This window comes from Streptomyces mutabilis (assembly GCF_014649815.1).
In the GTDB taxonomy this organism is placed as follows: Bacteria; Actinomycetota; Actinomycetes; order Streptomycetales; family Streptomycetaceae; genus Streptomyces; species Streptomyces mutabilis.
This window is the reverse complement of record NZ_BMTT01000005.1, coordinates 302,916-322,331: the sequence shown is the minus strand read 5'-3', so window position 1 is coordinate 322,331 and position 19,416 is coordinate 302,916. Positions and strand designations below refer to the sequence as shown.

At 72.0% G+C, this 19,416-nt stretch carries 9 protein-coding genes and 1 pseudogene; 6 read left to right on the top strand and 4 right to left on the bottom strand.

The window, feature by feature from the left end:
* Nucleotides 1-56: 56 nt before the first annotated feature.
* From IE142_RS14350 to IE142_RS14340, 3 genes are all read left to right on the top strand, one after another.
* Complete coding sequence (locus IE142_RS14350; RefSeq protein ID WP_191886109.1) at nucleotides 57-947, top strand: pyridoxamine 5'-phosphate oxidase family protein; 891 nt, start codon at nucleotides 57-59, stop codon at nucleotides 945-947.
* 426 nt (nucleotides 948-1,373) lie between these two features.
* Nucleotides 1,374-2,933, top strand: coding sequence for an SDR family oxidoreductase (locus IE142_RS14345; RefSeq protein WP_191886108.1), 1,560 nt, complete (start codon nucleotides 1,374-1,376; stop codon nucleotides 2,931-2,933).
* A gap of 170 nt (nucleotides 2,934-3,103) precedes the next feature.
* Nucleotides 3,104-3,532 carry a YunG family protein gene (locus IE142_RS14340; RefSeq protein WP_191886107.1) on the top strand — a complete coding sequence of 143 codons (429 nt, stop codon included), beginning with the start codon at nucleotides 3,104-3,106 and terminating at the stop codon, nucleotides 3,530-3,532.
* Here IE142_RS14340 and istB read toward each other — a convergent pair.
* Nucleotides 3,520-4,314 carry an IS21-like element helper ATPase IstB gene (istB, locus tag IE142_RS14335; protein WP_191886106.1) on the bottom strand — a complete coding sequence of 265 codons (795 nt, stop codon included), beginning with the start codon at nucleotides 4,312-4,314 and terminating at the stop codon, nucleotides 3,520-3,522. The genes IE142_RS14340 and istB overlap by 13 nt on opposite strands.
* On the bottom strand, nucleotides 4,311-5,948 hold the full coding sequence (istA, locus tag IE142_RS14330; protein WP_191886193.1) for an IS21 family transposase: 1,638 nt from the start codon (nucleotides 5,946-5,948) through the stop codon (nucleotides 4,311-4,313). The genes istB and istA overlap by 4 nt, the downstream gene beginning before the upstream one ends.
* An 884-nt stretch (nucleotides 5,949-6,832) precedes the next feature.
* On the opposite strand from istA, the gene uppS reads away from it, so the two are divergent.
* The 3 genes from uppS (at nucleotide 6,833) to IE142_RS14315 (ending at nucleotide 11,595) form a co-directional block, all read left to right on the top strand.
* Nucleotides 6,833-7,543: a polyprenyl diphosphate synthase gene (gene uppS / locus IE142_RS14325; RefSeq protein WP_191886192.1), complete on the top strand. Its 711-nt coding sequence runs from the start codon at nucleotides 6,833-6,835 to the stop codon at nucleotides 7,541-7,543.
* Entirely contained in the window at nucleotides 7,540-9,015 is a 1,476-nt protein-coding gene (locus IE142_RS14320) for an oxygenase MpaB family protein (RefSeq protein ID WP_191886105.1), read from the top strand. Before uppS ends, IE142_RS14320 begins: the two co-directional genes overlap by 4 nt.
* A gap of 99 nt (nucleotides 9,016-9,114) precedes the next feature.
* Nucleotides 9,115-11,595: an SCO7613 C-terminal domain-containing membrane protein gene (locus IE142_RS14315; RefSeq protein WP_191886104.1), complete on the top strand. Its 2,481-nt coding sequence runs from the start codon at nucleotides 9,115-9,117 to the stop codon at nucleotides 11,593-11,595.
* 114 nt (nucleotides 11,596-11,709) lie between these two features.
* Here IE142_RS14315 and IE142_RS14310 read toward each other — a convergent pair.
* Both IE142_RS14310 and IE142_RS14305 read right to left on the bottom strand, forming a co-directional pair.
* Nucleotides 11,710-12,610 (bottom strand): annotated as a pseudogene (locus IE142_RS14310) (GDP-mannose 4,6-dehydratase); the annotation flags it as partial.
* Between the two features lie 232 nt (nucleotides 12,611-12,842).
* Nucleotides 12,843-19,406, bottom strand: coding sequence for a type I polyketide synthase (locus IE142_RS14305; RefSeq protein ID WP_191886103.1), 6,564 nt, complete (start codon nucleotides 19,404-19,406; stop codon nucleotides 12,843-12,845).
* Nucleotides 19,407-19,416: the final 10 nt, after the last annotated feature.

The following is a 19,416-nucleotide window of genomic DNA, read 5'->3' as shown; positions in this document are numbered from 1 at the left end:
TCGCGGCACGTTCCGCACGACCACGGAGTACCGACCACGGAAGGACCGGTCCGATCATGAAGCCCAGTCGCCGCACCTACCACGAGGGTTCCGTCGCGGTGCAGATCCGCGTCGGGGTGCGCGAGGCCGCCGAGCACGTCGGGCGTTCCGTCGGACCGGACATCCGCCCGGTCGCCGCCGCGTTCCTCGCACTCCAGCCCATGCTGGTGATCGGCGCGGCGGACAAGGCGGGCCGGGTGTGGAGCTCCCTGCTCACCGGTGCGCCCGGTTTCGCCCGGGCCACCGGCGCCACCACGGTCCTGGTCGTGGGCGGCGTCCCCGCCCACGACCCACTCGGCACGGCGTTCGCCGAGGGGGACCGCGCCCCCGTCGGCACCATCGCTCTTGACCCACGGACGCGTCGGCGCATGCGTCTCAACGGCACGGCCACCCTGGGGCCGCGAGGCCTGTCCATCGATGCCGACGAGGTCTTCTCCAACTGCCCCAAGTACCTGCAGAAACGGGAGCTGCGCGGTCGGGACGACACGGCACACAGCGGCACACCGCACCACGGCGACCGCCTCACCCCGGCACAGCGGTCCCGCGTGCGCGAGGCCGACACGTTCTTCCTCGCCACGCTCGGCCCGGACGGCACCGCCGACGCCAGCCACCGCGGCGGCAACCCCGGCTTCGTCCAGGTGGTCTCCCCGACGGAACTGGCCTGGCCCGACTACCGCGGCAACGCCATGTTCCTCACCCTCGGCAACCTCGAGTCGGACGCCCGGGCCGGATTGCTCTTCATCGATTGGGACACCGGCACCACCCTGCAACTCTCCGGCACCGCCCGCACCCACTACGGCGACGAGGCCCGCACCGTCCGCTTCTCCATCGAGCACGTCGTGGAGACCGAGGGGGCCAGCCCACTGCGCTGGTCGCCCCCGGAGTTCTCACCGGCCAACCCAGGGTGACCGCCGACGTGACCGAGATCGGCGCGTGGCCGCCCGGGCGGATACCGGAGTCGGAGCTGTGCGGCGCAGGAGCACGGTGCGCCGTACCGGCGTCGACGGCAAGGGGTCTCCGGCCATGTACCCGGGGACACACCCGTTCCTCCGGCCGGGTTCCGGGCACCGGCTGCCGTTCTTGCATCCACCGGTGCGTCTGATTAGGTGGCGGTCGTGTGGACGGCCGGTCCGTCCCGACCGGCGTCCTCGGCAGAGGACGACCGGTCCCGTCAGGTGGGGCCCGGCTCGCCGTGGCAGCGAAGCCCGGTGGTCGCCGCTTCCACGTCGAGGCCACCGGAAGCGTCGCCGCGACGGGCGCAGTGATGCTCCTGCGGCCATGATCGGACGTGAGACGCGGTCACACCGTCGCGTCGGCGAATCGGAAGGAGCATCGTGAGCGGCGACGGACTCCCGAAGGCCGAGCAACTGCACTGTCTCGTCACCGGAGCGTCCGGCTACATCGGCGGGCGCCTGGTGCCGGAACTGCTCCAGGCCGGCCACCGTGTGCGCTGCCTGGCCCGCTCCCCGGAAAAACTGCGCGATCACCCCTGGTCGGGGGATGTCGAGACGGTACGCGGAGACGTCACGGACGCCGAGTCGGCCGCCGCCGCCCTGCGCGGCATCGACGTGGCGTACTACCTGGTGCATGCGCTCGCCTCCGGTGCGGACTTCGAGGACACAGATCGCCGCTCGGCCCGCATCTTCGCCGCACAGGCGCACGCTGCCGGGGTACGGCGCATCGTCTACCTCGGCGGGCTCACTCCTCACGGAGTACCGGAGCAGTCGCTTTCACCGCATCTGCGTTCCCGGGCCGAGGTGGGACGGATCTTCCTCGAGGGCCCCGTGCCCGCCACCGTGCTACGGGCGTCGGTGGTCATCGGATCGGGGTCCGCGTCGTTCGAGATGCTGCGCTACCTGACGGAGCGGCTGCCGGTCATGGTCACCCCCAGTTGGGTGCACACCCGCACGCAGCCCATCGCGGTGCGTGACGTGCTGCGCTACCTGGTGGGCTCGGCGACCATGCCGGACGGCGTCGACCGAGCCTTCGACATCGGCGGACCGGACGTCCTGACGTACCTCGACATGATGCGCCGTTACGCCGTCGTGGCCGGGCTGCGGCACCGGCTCATCGTGCCCGTGCCGGTGCTGCCCACGCGGCTGTCCAGCTACTGGGTCGGCCTGGTAACCCCTGTTCCCGCCTCCCTCGCCCGGCCGCTGACCGAGTCGCTGCGTCACGAGGTCGTCTGCGGCGAGCACGACATCGCCCGGTACGTGCCTGATCCTCCCGGCCTGCCCCTACCTTTCGACGAAGCCCTGGAACTGGCCCTGCGCAGGGTACGGGAGGCGCAGGTCGCCACGCGCTGGTCGTCCGCGGCCGTCCCGGGAGCCCCCAGCGATCCCCTGCCCACCGACCCCGACTGGGCCGGCGGCAGTCTCTACCAGGACGAACGGCAGCTGCCGGTCAGCGCCTCGCCTCAGGCGCTGTGGAAGGTCATCGAGGGCATCGGCGGCGACAACGGCTGGTACTCCTTCCCGCTGGCCTGGGCGGTGCGCGGCTGGCTGGACCGGTTCGTCGGCGGGGTCGGCCTGCGCCGCGGACGACGCGACGCCGAAAGCCTGCGGGTCGGTGACTCGCTGGACTTCTGGCGGGTCGAGGAGATCGAGCAGGGCCGTCTGCTGCGCCTGCGGGCGGAGATGCGACTGCCGGGCCTGGCCTGGCTGGACATGTACGTCGAAACGGACGCCGAGGGCCACACCCTTTACCGGCAGCGCGCCCTGTTCCATCCTCGCGGGCTGCTGGGACACGCCTACTGGTGGTCCGTGTCGCCGTTCCACGCCGTCGTCTTCGGCGGCATGGCCCGCAACATCACCCAGGCAGCGGCCAAAGGCATGAGCGCACGCAAGAACACCCCCCACGCCGCACGCTCGCGACGCCCACGCGGTCGGTCATGAGATCCACCGACTGGCTTTGTGCATGTTCACCGACAGCGTTTGTCGATGAGTTGCGGAGGCAGTCGGGGACCGCGGAGCGAGGAGATGTTCGTCAGTTTTGAAGGCAGCAGCCGGTTGCCGTGTCTGCCAGCGTCCGGCCGTTGTCAGTGTCTGCTGGCAGGATCGCCGGCATGACACCGTTGCTTCTCACCGACATCGAACGAGCCGTTCGCAGCAGTTGGAGTGCCGAGACGTGCACGCCTGAGTTCCGATCGCGCTGGACCGAGGACAACCCGGCCCGGGACCAATGCGGAGTGACCGCCATGGTGCTCAATGACCTGATGGGAGGCGAGTTGATCCGAGGGGAGGTCCATGTCAACGGAGAGCGTGTGGACTACCACTGGTGGAACCGCCTGGGCATGGGCATGGAGATCGACCTCACTCGCGAGCAGTTCGGGCCAGAGGAGATCGTCACCGGAGGCATTGTGATTCCTCGCCCTCCCGTGACTGAATGGCGCAGGCTCCGTGAGGAGTACGAGCTTCTCCGCGACCGGGTCTTGGAGAAGCTCAATCGGCAGCAGGGAACGGCCTCCGCGGCCGTGTCTCGTCAGCTGGCTTGAACCTGTTCGGCTCGTGCACGAGTCGTGGCCAGGCGGTAGGAGTCGGTGCCGGTCTCGATGATCGTGCCGTTGAAGGTCAGGCGGTCGACGATGGCCGCGCAGAGCCGCGGGTCGGTGAACGTCTTCGTCCAGCCGCCGAAGGACTCGTTGGAGGCGATGGCGACGCTGTTCTTCTCCTCGCGTTCGGTCAGGACCTGGAAGAGGAGTTCGGCCCCGTGGCGGTCGAGTTCCATATGACCGAGTTCGTCGATGCAGAGCAGGTCGACGCGGCCGTAGCGGGCGATGGTCTTGTTCAGCTGCTTCTCGTCGGCGGCCTCGACCAGCTCGTTGACCAGCTTCGTGGCGAGCGTGTAGCGGACGCGGTATCCCCTCATGGCTGCCTCGGTGCCCAGGGCGATGAGCATGTGGGACTTGCCGGTGCCGGAGTCGCCAATCAAACAGAGCGGCTGCCCCTTCTTGATCCACTCGCAGGAGGCGAGGGTGTGGATAGTGGCCGGGTCGATGTTCGGGTTGGCATCGAAGTCGAAGGTCCGCAGGGACTTCTCCCTTGGGAATCCGGCTGCCTTGATCCGCCGTTCCGAGCGGCGGCGGGCCCGGTCGTCGCACTCGGCCATCAGCAGCTCGGCGAGGAAGCCGCGGTAGGTCATCTGGTCCTTCACCGCCCGGTCGGCGATGTCGGAGAACTCGTTGCGGATCGACGGCAGCCGCAGCATGCGACAGGCCGTGTCGATGGCGGCGTCGGCGGCCTGCTCGGTCAAGCCACGCTGGCGGGGCAGGGTCACTGGGCTTCTTCCTCTCGGTGGGCGCCGCCGCTGGCGCGACGGCGTCGGAGCAACTGGTCATAGGGGGTCACCGAGGGCAGCGGCCTGGTGTCCGGCGGAAGGTGGGCCAGCTTCCACTCGTGCAGGAACGTCACGGTCCCCGACGTCCCGGAGCCACTGCCTGCGGGTCGGCCGGGGGCGGACGGCACATCGTCGGCCTGGGCGGCCTTGCGGGCCTCAAGCGCGACCGCGTCCGCGGTCAGGGCCCCGGCCCGCAGGGCGGTGGCCAGCCCGGCGACCAGGTGCTCGTGTGGAATGTGCCGGCCCAGTAGCAGCACCTCGATCAGTGCTCGGGTGCCGTCCCGCTCGCCGTGCACCTTGCGCGCCTGAGCCCACCAGGCGTCATGCACGGGGGTGAACTTGCCCGCCGAGCGGGCCTGTTCCAGAGCGGTGGCGCCGGGGAAGGCGCCCGGCTTGCGGATCAGGGCTTCCAGGTAGTGGTCCAGCTCCAGGCGGCAGCTGGCCTTGGCGATCAGCCGCTCGTGCCGGGCGACTTCCACGTTCTGGTCGTAAACCACCAGGTGAGAGGCGTGCAGCACGACGCGGACCCGCTTGCCGATCAGACGGACGGGCACCGAGTAGCGGTTGGTGCGAACCGTGATCTGGCTGTAGCGGTCGACCCTGGGAGTGAACACCCGCCCCGTCTCGAACGGTTCGGTCGGCAGCGGCAGCAGCAGCGGCTGCTCGACGGCGAAGTACTCGTCGATGGTCCGCGGCCGCGAGCCGATCCGGCGCCGGCCGTCGTGCAGGTCCCACTGCTCGACCATCTCGTTCAGCTCAGCCAGCGAGGAAACGTCCGGCACCGGGGTGAAGTGGTTGCGGCGGAAGTAGCCGATCTGCCCCTCGACCCCGCCCTTCTCGTGGGCGCCGTCGATGCCGGGGCGGCAGTAGAAGCTCTCGATGCCGAAGTGCGACCGGAACGCGATCCACCGGTCGGTCTCCACCCTCGCCCGGCTCAGCCCCAGCACCTGGGCGACGGCGGCCTTGAGGTTGTCGTAACGGACCCGGCCCCGCGGGACACCGCCCAGCACCCGCAGTGCATGCACGTGCCCCTCGAAGAAGGCTTCCTGCCCTGCCGAGGCGAAGACCCGGTGGACGGCCTTGCCCGAATACGACAGGCGGAAGGAGAACAAGTAGCAGGTCACCAGCTGGCCGGCGAGTCGCACGGCCACGTCGCCGAAGTCGACCTCCGCCTCCATGCCCGGCGGGTGGGTCTGCGGAACGAACGCCTCAATGGGCGCCTTGCCCGCCTCCACCGCGATCTGCGGCTTCCGGTCGACGACATAGCGCCTGACCATCGGATACGACACCTCGGCGGCGTGTTCCTCCACCAGCCGGTGGAAGATCCGGGTGACCGTGTGCCGCTGCTTGCGCGGCGCATCCAGGTCCGCCCGCAAGATTTCGTCGATCACCGACTTGTACGGATCGAGTGCCGACGGCCGCGGCGGCAGCGGCTTACGCGGCTCCGGCCAGGCGGAGTCCAGGGCCTTGCGCACCGTCCGCCAGGAGACGTTGTACTTGCGCTCCAACTCCCGCATCGTCACGCCGGCCCGGTGGTCCCGCCGGATCGCCGCGTACAGCTCGACCTTCGACATCTGCGGCATGACCAGGACCTTTCACCGGCAACACCCCGATGCTGTCCTGGCAAGCACCCCGCTGCCTTCAAAACTCGTGAACATCACCCGACCGTGGAAACGGGCGCCTCCCAAACCCGTGTACAACCGCCGTCACGACTCGTGCACAAAGCCAACCGACGGGGCGCCACGCGCCCAGCAGGTCCGCGGCCGCGACTGAGGCGAGGTCGTGTGCTGCCCCCAGTCCGCGGCCCGGTTCCCCCGTGTCCATGACGACGCAGCGGCAGGCTCTCGGCCACCGGCTGAAGCGGGCGACCATGTGTGACGTCGGCAGCGGGCCGCGGCGCACCGCGGGGTCCTGGGGCTTGCATGAGTGCAGGCGGCGGGTGCTCCTCCTCCCGTACCGCTCAATGCGGCGAGCACGGTGAGGGCCAGGTCGTCGTCGGGCATTCACGCCCGTCCCGGTCGATCCGCAGCGCTGCCCCTGCGTGGCGTGGGCAGCGCTCGCGTCCGCCGATCCGTCGACGCGGTCCGGTGCCCATGCGTCCGTCGGCGGGTGGTGGCGGCTCGGCGGTGCGGATGCCTCGGCGGTCGCCGTCACCGGAGGACTCGAACGGAAGGGATCGAACATACGCGCCAAGGGTGATGAACAGTCCGTGCGGGCCTGTCGGCGTCTTTGCCGCTGCCAGACTTCCAGCAGGGGACATGCCGGTCGGGGGCGTGGGCGAGGCGGGGTGAGTGTGAACGAGCACAGCGCGGCCGGAAATGCCGCTCCAGGTGTGGCGGCGGCGTCGGGCGCGGTGGCCCGCAGCGGCCTGTCCGGCGGACGCCGCGCGCCGGGGAACCGCGCAGGGCAGGGGGACGGGCCGACCGAGCGAGAACGCGGCGACGACCCCGCGCGCACGGTGCCCCGGCACGTGGCATGCGTGATGGACGGGAACGGTCGGTGGGCCCAGCGGCGTGCACTGCCGCGGTCGGCCGGCCACCGGGCCGCCGAAGCCACCGTAATCGAGGTCATCGAGGCGGCCAGGTCCGCGGGCGTCGAATGGCTCACCCTGTACGCCTTCTCCACCGAGAACTGGAACCGGCCCGGAGCGGAGGTCGACTACCTGATGGGCCTGGTCCGTCGGGTAGTGCGCAAGCACGCGCCCTTCCTGCTCGCCCGCGGTGTCCGCTGCCGATTCCTGGGGGTCACCGACCCGCGCATCCCCCGCGAACTGGCGCAGGACTTCGAGGACCTGACGACATTGACCGACGGCAACCGAGGCATGACGCTGACCGTGGCCTTCGACCACGGCGGTCGCCGGGACATCGTCGAGGCCGCCCGATCGCTCATCCGGAACGGGACGCCCGCTGACGAGGTGACCGAAAGCCTCTTCGCCCAGCATCTGCCGTTCCCGGACACCCCGGACGTGGACCTGGTCATCCGTACGTCCGGCGAGCAGCGCATCTCCAACTTCATGCTCTGGAAGGTCGCCTACGCCGAGTGGACCTTCCCCGAGGTGCTCTGGCCGGACTTCCGGGCCCCCGACTTCCTGCACTGCCTGCACACCTACCGGCGCCGCGACCGCCGTTTCGGCAGTCTGCCTCCCCAGACGAACGGAGACCCACGATGACCTCGGACACGATCCGCGCCGACACTCCGCACACCGACGAGGAACCGCCCTTGTTCGGCCCCGGTACGCAGTTCCAAACCTTCTTCGACGACCCGCGCTGGGCACTCGCCATGATCCGCGCGACGGTGTTGGAGGCGGCCCACCCGCAGATCGGCGCGGCCCTCCTCGACAACTCCACCTTCGTGGCCCATCCTTGGCGCCGGCTCCGCAACACCTTCCTCAGCATGCGGCGCATGTACAGCGGCGACCCCGTGGTACGCGAGCGGGAGGCCGCCCGGCTCAACCGGCTGCACGCGCGCATGAGCGGCACGGACCCCCGCGGCCGGGCCTACGACGCGATGGACCGCGCCACTCGCGCCTGGGTGATCGCCACCCTGTTCGAGAGCGCCGTGACGATGTGCCGGCTGAGCGGCCAGCCCCTGGAGCAGCGCACGATGGAACGGATGTACGCCGAGTACCGCGCGTTCCTCGCCGCGCTCGACGGTGACGCCACGGAACTCCCCGAGGAACTCCACGACTTCTGGGCCTACTTCGACCGCGTCGTGGAGAACGAGCTGGAGAACACCGAGGCGGCCCGCATCATCCTGTACCGGCTCTTCGACCATCTGCCCGCCCCGGCACTGCTCGACGGAGCGCCGACCGTGTGGGCGGCGGGCCGGGCCGTCGCCGGGCCGCTCTTCGGCGCGATCACCGTGGCCTCGCTCCCCGAGGCGTACCGACGCCGGGCCGGGCTACCGGAGATGCCCGGCGCCGACACCCTCATGCGGGGTGCCTACCTCGCCGCCGGACTGGCCCGCTTCCTGCCCGAGGGCTGGCTCAACGCGGAGAACATCATCGACTTGCTGACGCTCTCGACCGGTAGCGACGACCCTCGCGCCCGGACCGTCGCCGCCCTGCGCAGCCGCATGAAACGCGCGTCGGCCCTGCTCCGCCTGATCACCCCGCTGGGCGGTGTGCCCGATCCGGTCCCGGCGTCCGCGCACACGGGCGAGGGCCGACGCTCGGCGGAGGAGTTCTTCCGTCAGGTGCTGGACCAGACCGGCGACGGCCACCTCGACTGGCCGGACCTCGCGGCGATGGCCCGGGAACTGTCCACGCGCCTGGACCTGGACGAACCGGAGGAGACGCGACTCTACGACGCCTTCGCCGCCTGGTGGCACGAACTGCAGACAGCCCTCGACACGGACGGTGACGGCCGGGTCAGCGCCGCAGAGTACGCCGCCGCCGTCCCCTCCCTCGCCGGGCCTGCGCTGATCCGCGTCGCCGAGGTGCTTTTCGACGCGGCCGACGGGGACGGCAACGACATCATCGACGCGGACGAGTACCGGGCGCTTTTCCGTACCGCCTTTCACCGCGACCTCGCCACCGGCGACGGGACCTACGGCCGGAGCGCCTTCGTGGGCGATTTCGTCTCCTTCATGTCGGCGCGCCGCACGAGCACTCCTTATGATCCCCTCTTCACGGACGCCTAGGGTGTGCCCGCGAAGGCCGGGGCCGCACGACCTCGCCTGAGTAGGAACTGAGTACGTGCGCTCATGTCCGGCGGGGTGAGGGGGACGACACTCCGTGGCATGACGAACCCGCTGCCCCCGGCCGAGGAGTTGCGGCTCCTCGACGCCGAGTTGTGGCAACTCGACGCCCGTCGGGCCGTATTGCTGCAACGCCGTGCCTGGCTGATCCACACGTTGCGTGCGGCCACCGGCCCGCACGGCGGCCGGGGGCACGGGTCCGTGCCGCCGTTGTGGCCGAGCCGCGGCGTTGTTGCCGGCACTCCCCCGCCGGACGCCACCGCACCCGGGGTGCAGAACGTACTGCTGGTCCTCGGCGGAATCCTGCTGACGGTCGCCGCGATGGCGTTCACCCTGGTCAGTTGGGGGCACCTGGGGATCGGCGGACGGTCGCTGGTGCTCGGCGCGGTGACCGTGGGGGCACTGACCACGCCGGTGGCGCTGCTGCGCCGCGGGCTGGCCTCGACGGCCGAGGCGGTTGCCGCTCTCGGGGTCGCGCTGACCCTCCTCGACGCCTACGCGCTGCACGAAGTGGTGTTCACCGGCACGGGTGCTCTCACCTACACGGCCGCCGCGTCGGCCGTCCTGGCCGGCGGGTGGGCCGCGTACGGCGCGGGCGTGGGCGCGACGGTGCCGGCGGAAGCTCCGGTGACCGAGGGATCGGGCCGCAGGGGCACGCGGCTCGCGCTCCGCCTCCCTCTCCCGCTGGCCGTGGCGACCGCCCATCTTCCCCTGCCCCTGTGGGCGCTCTCCGTCGGCGCGGGTCCACACACCCTCACGGCCGTACTCCTGGTGACCGCGGCGGCGGGGGCCGCCGTCGCCCTGCGGACGACACACACGCCCGTACGGATCGTCGCGGTCGTCGGCTCGCTCGGCACGGGCGCGGTCGGAGTCCTGTCGGCCGGCTGGCTCTGCTGGACTGCGTCCGGCCCGGGAGCCTCCGCACGCGCGGCGGCGCTCCTGGTCCTCGCGGCCGCGATCGCCATGGCCGCCTCCCGGACCGTTCCGAAGCCGGAGGTCGCCGTGGGCGCGGCGCTGGCGGCGGGTCTGTGCCTGGTCGCCGGAGCGGGCGGGGTACTGCGGGCCTCGCTGCCCGGCGAGTGGACGGCCCCCGGGTGCCTGGCCTGCGGGGTCGCCCTGCTGGCGGTCGTCCGGACGCCGCTCGGGGAAACGTCGCGCCGGGGTCTGATCGGGGCCTCGTTCGCGGTCCAGGGACTCGTGGTGCTGTCGGTGGTCCCACTGGTCGCCGGTACGCTCCTCGGTCCGGTGTTCCAGGTGGAGCGACCCTGGTCCGGCGCCCCCCGGGGCTTCAGAGCCGCGGTGTTCACGGACGTGCCGTGGCCCGCGCACGCCGGCACCGTGCCGCTCGTGCTGGCCGTCGTCGCGGGCGTGCTGGCGGTGGCTTCCGGCCGCGGCGAGCAGTGGCGGCCTCAGTGCGCGGTGGGGGCGCTCGTCCTGGGCTGGGCCGCACTGCTCGTACTGCCTCCCGCGCTCGGGCTGCCCTACACCGCCGGCCTGGTGGCGCAGGGCGGCGTGGTCGTGGCCGCGCTGGGCTGTGCGGAGTGGGTCCGCCGCGCCGCGGCCGGGACGTCGCACGTGGCCGTCGGGGCCGTTGTCCTCGCCCTCGTCACCTCCGTCGATCTCGCTCTGGTCTCGCTGGCGTCCGAGTCGGCGACGATCGGTGTGCTCGTGCCTCTGACGCTCCTGTTCGCCGCCGCGGGCACGCGTCCGGACACCGGCCCGTTCGCGGCACCCGCCTCCCTCGTACACGCCGCCGCTCTCGCCTGCGCGATCGGCGCGTCCGCGGACCGGCCGCCGCACCACACCGCGCTGCTGGTCGTCGTCGTGCCCGCGGTCGCGGCCCTGCTGGCGGCACGCACCGCGGGCTCGCCCGTGACCGTGCCCGTAGAGGGAGCGGGCGCGGCGGCGGGACTGCTCGCGCTCGCGCTCGCCGCGACCGATCTGCCGATGTTCGCCCTGGTGCTCTCGGTAGGCGGGGTGGTCATGGCCGGGACCGCGATACGACCGGACCGACGGGCAGCCGGTCATGTGGCCGTCGTGCTCTTCGTGCTCGCCGCATGGGTGCGACTGGCTGTGTGGGACGTCACCACGCCGGAGGCCTACGCCCTGCCGGTGACCGTGCCCGCGCTGGTCGTCGGCCACCTGAGTCGCCGTCGCGACCCCGCGCTGTCCTCGTGGACGGCGTACGGCGCCGGCCTGGCCCTCACGCTGGTTCCGAGCCTGCTCGCGGCATGGGGGGACCCGCACCGGTTCCGGCCGCTGCTGCTCGGTACGGCCGCGCTGGCCGTCACCCTGGTCGGCGCCCGGAGCCGGCTCCAGGCGCCGCTGGTCCTCGGTGGGGCCGTGCTCGCCCTGGTCGCACTGCACGAACTCGCTCCGTACGTCGCCCAGGTCGTCGGCGTGCTGCCCCGGTGGGCGCCTCCCGCACTGGCCGGTGCGGTGCTGCTGGCCATGGGAGCCACCTACGAGCAGCGCCTGCGCGACGCGCGGCGCGTGCGGGAGGTGTTCGCACGGTTCCACTAGGTGTTGCGGGGAGAAGGTGGCTGACGCGTCCGCGCCGTTCGATCAGAGCTTCTGAGCGGGCAGCGCCCGGTAGGTGTCCGCGAGCCGGGCCATCGCGGGGTGCAAAGCGGGGTGATTCCTGTGATCGATCCGGGTCAGGGGCACCTCGGCGGGGCGGACGAGTCCGGGGTCGACGACCACGTGGTCCCGCCAGTCGAGGCCGACGTGCCCGAAGGCGATGCGTGCCGCGTCGCTGACCTTGTGCATGGTGCCGGTGCCCACCACGTAGTTCTCGGGCGGCTCCTGCTGGAGCATCAGGTGCATGGCGCGGACGTAGTCGCCGGCGAAGCCCCAGTCGCGCTCGGCGTCGAGGTTGCCGAGGCTGACCTTGTCCAGCAGTCCCAGCTTGATCCGCGCGACCGCCAGGGAGATCTTGCGGGTCACGAACTCGGCCCCGCGTCGCGGCGACTCGTGGTTGAACAGGATGCCCGAGACGCCGTACATCCCGTACGACTCCCGGTAGTTGCGCGTGATGTAGTGGCCGAACGTCTTGGCGACACCGTACGGGCTGCGCGGGTGCAGGAAGGTGGTCTCCCGCTGCGGGCTCTCGCCACCTTGCCGAACATCTCGGAGGACGACGCCTGGTAGAAGCGGATCTGGCCGCGACTCGTGCCCCCGGAGGACTTGCTCAGGCCCCACACCATCCGCACGGCCTCCAGCATCCGCAGCACACCGAGGCCGTTCACCTCGGTGACCAGCTCGGGCTGCTGCCAGGACATGGGGACGAACGAGATCGCCCCAGGTTGTAGACCTCGTCGGGCTGGACCAGGTCCACGGCCGACACCAGGCTGCCCTGGTCCATGAGGTCGCCGTCCACGAAGGACGGCTCGGGGATCAGCTTGGCGATCCGGTCCTTGCGTGGGTTGGCCCGCCCCCGGCAGAGCCCCCACACCTGGTAGCCCAGGCCGAGGAGGTGCTCCGCCAGGTACGACCCGTCCTGTCCGGTGATTCCGGTGATGAGTGCGCGCTTGGTCATGTTCCCTCTTTCCACCGCCACGGTGAGGACGCGGTCGGGCGGAGATCCGCGCCCGTGGGGCGGACCGGTCGACACCCCGTGCACGAGCCGTCCTCGTCGCAGCCATGCAAGCACGGGCGAGGCTAAGTCATTTTCGAGTCTTCCCGCCCCTCCCATGCGGACCAAACGGGTCGCAACACCGAGGCAACCGGCATATCTCCCAGGGGCTCGGGGCCCATCCCGCACAGCTCGTTCAAAGGGCGCGCATCCCGATCCCGTGAGCGCGGTACACGCAGGTGTCGTCGCCCCACAGCGTCGCCTCGGCGACGGCCCAGCGGCCCGCGGCGTCCTCACCGACTTCCAGGATCTCCATCAGCACTGTGACCGACCGGGTTTCCGGGGTGATCTGCCCCCGGTACTTCCAGGTCACTTCCCGGCCGAGCATCACCGGCTCGAACCGGGGAGACGGGAGGCCGTCGGTGAGCCCGCGTTCGATCATGTAGTACCGCAGGAGTTGGCACATCGCCTCGATGCCCAGGGACCCCGGCTGCACCGGGTCCTGGAAGAAGTGCGCCTTGAAGAACCACTCCCCGGCGTCCACGTCCTTCTCCGACCGCAGCCGGCCGAGACCGGCGCGGCCCGCGTCCGGCCAGTAGCCGGTGACCCTGTCGAGCATCAGCAGCATCGGGCCCGGCAGACGCGCCGGGCCGTCGAAGAGGGCTTCCGGACGCGTCGAGAGATCGACCGTGTGGTCGCACGGAGCGGTGAGCGCGGCGCGGTCGGAGGCGGAGACCGGAATTCCCGCCTGCTGCTCGAAGGCCGAGCGCGGGAAGAACCCGAACACCGTCGACAGCTCGAAGACCAGCCGGGAGTCGGCGAAGCACCGGACCGTGAACGACTCGATGATCATGTCGCCGCCGCGGGAGACACGGGTCAGCTCGGCATGCGTACGCACGGTCGAGGTCGCGTCGGTGACCACGGCGGTGACGGTGCCGGAGCCGTCGAGGTTACGGAACAGCAAATCGACGTCGCTGGTCAGGGCGCTGCCCACATAGGTGGCGAGCCAACCGCACGGCTGGAGGGCGATTTCCATGAGGACGGCGAACGGCATCGTCCCGCCGTCGTTCTGCTCGAAGTACCAGGCGCGGTCGGGGACGTCGTACTCGGCGACGACGCGGCTGCCCTCCGCCATCCCGTTCGGCGGCCCGTCCACCTCGACGACCCTGCTCATGAAGTGGTAGGGAGGGCCCGGCAGACGCGCGCCCCTGCGCGTCCCGTCGAAACGCGCGTAGGCCGGGCCGAACGCCTCACTGGGCCTGCCCCACGCGCAGGCGAGCAGCGAGGCGTAGTCGAAGGCGAAACCGTCCACCACCGCGACCGTCGAGGGCTCCCGGTGTCCCACCAGGCCACCGAGCGAGGCGACGGGAACCGGGGCACCGCTAATCTGCTGGGCCGCCGGGCCGAGTCGGCGCCAGTGCGTCAGCGGCCAGTCCGGCACCAACCGGAGTCCGACCTGCCGGCCGTGGAACGCCCTGCACCCGTCGACGGTGCCCAGCACGTCGGCGTACAGGGTCGGCACGGGTCCGGCCGACACTCCGCGCACGAACACCTCGTACACGATCCGTCGGCTGTCCGGAGTGGCCTGGCCCCGGCACTCGGCCGTGCTGGGGGCGCCGTCGACCGGCTCGAAGCGCCAGCCGTCCCTGTCGACGGTGAAGCCCATGGCCGCCAGGTAGAAGGCCATCGCCTGCATCCCGCCCTGGAGCATCAGGGTCCCCGGCATACAGGGGTCGTTCTTGAAGTGTCCGTCGAAGAACCAGTCGTCGGGCGCGACGGGCGTCTCGGCGCGGAGGTAGCCGCGGTCCCAGGGCCCGCCCGTCGGGTCGAACGCGGTGACCTCGTGCAGCAGCCGCAGCCGGCCGCGGTCGATGCGCGGTGACCGTACGTGGGCCGCGGCCCGCTCCCAGCCGGGTCCGAAGCAGTCCGCGGGACGCCCCTCGGAGAAGGCCAGCACCTGGTCCGCGCCGAAGGAGCCGTACGTGCACCGGAGGGCGGGAGGGTCGGTGGGGAGGTCGGGGCGGGGCGGGTCGGCGTCGGGGTCGCCTTGCACTCCGGCGCTCCGGGCGAGTTCGTCCCGGGTGAAGAACCCGGCCTGGGCCTTGCGGACGCTGAGGCGGAGCTCTCCGTCGACGTGGCAGTCGTAGTGGAAGAAGAAGAGCCGGACACCGTCGTGCTCGGCGTGTCCGTCGATGTGGATCTCGTAGCGCAGTGTCTCTCCCGCGCGGGGAGGGCTTCCGTGGTAGGTCAGTTCGCAGCCGAGCAGCCGGTAGGCCCGCTCGCCCCGGTTCAGCAGGTCGACGCCGAGCCAGCTGATGAGCAGGAGGTCTGCCTGGCCGGCCTCCACCATCAGGCCGCAGGGCATCCGCCCGGTGGCGTCGAGGTACCAGCTGTCGAGGGCGACGTCGGTCTCCGTCCAGATCGTGCCCCGGTGGTTCTCCGGCCCGGGTGTGAGGAGTGCCGCCGGTTCGGCGTCGATACCGGTGACGCGGTCGGCGAGCAGGATCGGCGGTTCCGGCATCCGGGTCTGCACAGCGTAGGCGTCCTGCGGGGTGAATCGCGGTCCGAAGAGGTCGGAGATGCGCCCGGACGCGAGGTGTTCCAACTGGGCCCTGTCGAACTTGGGTCCGGGCCGGGGAACGGGCAGTGACCGGCTCGGTTCGGCGGCGGGGGGAGCGGCCGGCGGCGTCACGGGCGGGGTACGCGGTACGCCCGTCCGCGGCCGAGGGTCCGCGGCCGGAAGCGGTGCGGCACGTCCCAGAGCGGCGACGGCCTGCTCGGTGAGGCGCAGGAACCGTTCGTGCAGCTGCGTCTGTCCGGCCATCACGTCCTGGTGGAGCGCCGTGACCCGCAGTGCGTGCCGGGCGGCGACGGCCCGCCGGTCCGAGGGAGCCGGGGTCTGCCCGCCGCTCGTACGGGGTACAACGACGGTCGGCGTGTCAGACGGCGGGGCGGGCCGCTCGGGGTCAGTGAGGGGCACGGGGACAGGCGCAGGCACGGGCACGGGCACGGGCACGGGAGCCAACCGGGGGGCTTCGGGCAGGGTCACCGCGGAGCGGCCGAGCGGCGACGGCAGCCGGGGTTCCGGCAGGACCGGTACCTCAAGCACGGGACCGGTTCGCGCGGTCCCGGCCTCCGGGGCCCTCCGCAGTTCGGCGAACAGCGCGTCGGCCCGCACCGGCACGCCGGCGACCACGAGCTCGGCCACGGCCAGGTACAACTGCCGCAGGCCTCTGCCGTCCGGCGCGTCCAGGGCCACGGCCACGTGCTCCCGGTCCCCGAGCACCCGCTTGATCCACCCGGTGCACAGTCCGCGCGGCCCTTGTTCCACGAAGATCCGGACCCCGTCGGCCCAGGCCCTCTCCACCGTGCCGGCGAAGTCGATCGTGCCGAGGCCCTGGGCGGTGATCGCCTCGGCGGCCCGCTCGGCCGTCGGGAGGTACGCCCGCCGGTCGGCCTCGCTGTAGAACCGCACCCCCGGCACCTCGGTGGTGGGCCGCAGGTGAAGGCGGCGCCACTCGTCGCGGACCTCTGCCAACTCCGGTGCATGGGCCGCGAGATCGTAGTCGATCGCGATGGCGTTGCCGGTCCCGAGCCGGTCCACGGCCGCCGCGCACGCCCGTGCCTCTCCCCCGACGACGCATACCCCGGGCGCGTTGACCGCCATCAGGTGAACGGCAGGCTCCTTCGCGATCTCCTCGGCCACCCGTTCGAGGGGCGCGGTCACCAGGTAGCTGGACCACCGGGTCCCGGTCACACCGGCGCGTTCCCATGCCCGCCGCACCGCACGGAGTTCTCCGGTCAGTTCCCGGGTGAACAGACCGCTCTCGCGGGCGGACGCGTACAGGCCCTCGGCGTCCGGCCAGGCTCCCAGGGCCACCAGGGCGGCGGTCTCGCCGGAGGAGTATCCGATGGCGGCGTCAGGTCGCAGGCCGAGCAGCCCCCGGCACAGTTCGGTGTGGACCGTGGCGAGCCGGGCGGCGCTCCGGATCTGTTCGAGCGTCGTCGGCTCGGGGCCCGGATCCACGGGTCCGGCGGCGGTACCGTGCCTGGCCCCGACGGTCTCGCCGAGTGACGGCAGGGCGAGCATCAGCTCGCGCCCCATGCCCGGGTACGCGGCCGAGCCGTTGGTGTACACGAATCCGGTCTCCCCGACGACCGGTGCGTCCCGGTAGAGCACACCACCGGGCTTGATCCCGCCGCCGACGAGCCAGCGGCGCGCGCTCTCCACGGCCGCTCGGAGACCGGCATCGTCGTCCACGACGAGGGCCAGGCGGGCGGGACCGTCCGAGGACTCCGCTCCCGCCTCCAGCGCGGCCAGCACCTCCTGCCGGTCGCCACCGGAGAAGACGTACAGTCGCGGCACGGCTCCCCCGACCCGGGGCAGTACGTCGCCCGCGCGCAGCCGGACGCGGACGGGGGGTGCCTCCAGCGGAGCGACGACCGCCTCGGCGGTACGCAGGCCGGGTTGCGGCTGGGCGGGCTCTCCCGGGCGGGGCACCGCACGGTGCGGGAGTGCGGTCGCCGCGACGGCGACGGACAGCAGTCCCTGGGCGGCGTGGACCCGGCCGAAGACCGAGGCCGGGTCGATCGTGGCCGCCTCGTCGTCCCCGACCAGCAGGTCGGCCTCGCCCTCGCTCTCCTCGTCGAGGAGGGCGAGCACCGTGTCGCCGTCCCGGCGGGCGGCGCTGAGGGGTTTCAGCACCAGGACGACGGCCGCGTCCCCGGTTCCGGTCTCACGGCCGAGTTCGTCCAGGGCGGCTCGGTGTACCGCTCCGCTGGACACGTCGGTGGCTCCGACCAGCGCGGCGTCGGCTTCGCCCGCCCTGATGGCCCGGGCGGCGAGCTCGAGTGCCACCAGGCCGGACGCCTCCTCCGCCGACACGGCGAGACCGGGGCCCGCCAGGTCGAGTTGGGTGTTGATCCGGTTGGCCACGAGGTTGGGGAGGGTGCCGACCACCCGCTCGGCCCCCATGGAGGAGACGAAGGCGTCCTGGGCACGCCGGAGGAGACCGGGGTCGGTGTCGCACCCGGCCTGCTCCGCCCAGTGCGGCAATCTCCAGCGTGCGCCACCGCGCGCCACCTCGGCGTCCACTCCCGCCCCGATGAGCACCAGGGTCCGCTCGCGGGGCAGGGAGACCCCTCGCACTGCCTCACGGGCGGCTTCCAGCATCAGGAGTTGCTGGGGCGAGGTGTTCCGCAGGGCCGACGGAGGAAAGCACAGGTCCGGAAGTGACACGTCGATCCTCGTGGTGGGACCGCACCGCTCGCCGTCGAGGACCACGCGACGGAAGTCCTCGCTCCCGGCCCCGCCGCCGGCCCGCGCGCCGACGGCCACGATCGCGATCGCGGATTGCGCCGTCGGGGCGTCGGGTTCCCCGGGGGCATCCCGAACCGGACGGAACGGGCCGGGTGTCCCGCCCTTGTGCGCTCCCGAGCCGCCGTCCCAGGCATCGACGATCAGATGGGCGTTGGTGCCGCCGAAACCGAAGGCGCTGACGGCGGCCCTGCGCAAGCCCTGCCACGGCTCGGGCTCGCTCAACACACGCAGCGGTGTGCCCTCGAGGTGGGTGAGGGGCCGGTCGGCCCCGAGTGTCGCCGGACGGATCCCCGCACGCATCGCCCCCAGCACCTTGAGCAGGCCGCTCACCCCCGCCGAGGCCAGCAGGTGACCGACGTTGGACTTGACGGAGCCGATGGGAACGTCGCGGGCCGCCGCGAAGGTCCGTGCCATGCTACGGGCCTCCACGGCGTCCCCGACCGGGGTACCCGTGGCGTGGCACTCCACGAGCGAGACCGTCTCCGGTGCGACGCCCGCCGCGGAGTACGCCAGCCCCATGGCCCGCTCCTGCCCCTCCTGGGCCGGGCTGAGCAGGCCGCTGCCGCGTCCGTCGTTGGACAGCCCGATGCCCCGGATCACCCCGAGGACCGGTGCCCCGCCCGCCAGTGCGTCCGCCAGTCGCACCAGGGCCACGAACCCGGCACCCTCGCCGTGCAGCAGACCGTCCGCGTCCCGGTGCAGGGGGCGGCTGCGACCGGTCCTGCTCACGGCCGACAGGCCGCAGAACCCGACGTGCAGAAACAGGTTGTCGACGCGGTTCACCGCGCCGGCGAGCATCAGGTCGGCCGTGCCGTCGTGCAGGCGGTCGCACGCGAGCTTGATCGCGTACAGCGAGGAGGCGCAGGCGGCGTCGAGCGCGAAGGCGCCCGCTCCCAGTCCGAGGGCTCTGGCCGCGAAGTGGGCCGGCAGCCCGGAGGAGAAGCGGTTGCGTGCGTCGGGGCGCGCGCGGCGCGCGCCGGTCAGCAGGGCGTTTCGGACGTGCGGCTCCTGGGCGGACAGCCAGACGTGCTCGGCGTAGGCCGACCCGGTGCTCGTGGGGTAGCAGAGGTTGCCCAGTACGAGGCCGGCGCGCTCGCCGGGTCCCTCGTAGCCGGACTCCCCCAGTGCCTGCCGGGCGCCGTACAGCACCCAGTGGAAGAGCGGGTCGAGGGTCAGGATCCGTTCCGGATCGATGCGGAATCCGCTCGGGTCGAAGACCTCTTCGAACCCCCGGACGTAGCCCCCGATGTCGGTCCAGGTGCGGTCGCGGTGGTCGTCGGCCGTGCCCATGGCCCAGCGGTGGGGCAGCCGCCACCGATCCTCCGGGACCGCCGACAGACTGCAGCGGCGTGCCGCGACGTTGTCCCAGAAGGTGTCCGGGTCCAGCGCGTCGGGCAGCACACAGCCGCGTCCGACGACGGCGATCGGTTCGAAACCCATACTGCTCCAC

Coding starts and splice junctions, on each gene's coding strand:
- IE142_RS14350 (WP_191886109.1), top strand. CDS start 57: ATGAAGCCCAGTCGCCGCACCTACCACGAGGGTTCCGTCGCGGTGCAG.
- IE142_RS14340 (WP_191886107.1), top strand. CDS start 3,104: ATGACACCGTTGCTTCTCACCGACATCGAACGAGCCGTTCGCAGCAGT.
- istA (WP_191886193.1), bottom strand. CDS start 5,948: ATGTCGAAGGTCGAGCTGTACGCGGCGATCCGGCGGGACCACCGGGCC.
- IE142_RS14320 (WP_191886105.1), top strand. CDS start 7,540: ATGACCTCGGACACGATCCGCGCCGACACTCCGCACACCGACGAGGAA.
- IE142_RS14315 (WP_191886104.1), top strand. CDS start 9,115: ATGACGAACCCGCTGCCCCCGGCCGAGGAGTTGCGGCTCCTCGACGCC.
- IE142_RS14305 (WP_191886103.1), bottom strand. CDS start 19,406: ATGGGTTTCGAACCGATCGCCGTCGTCGGACGCGGCTGTGTGCTGCCC.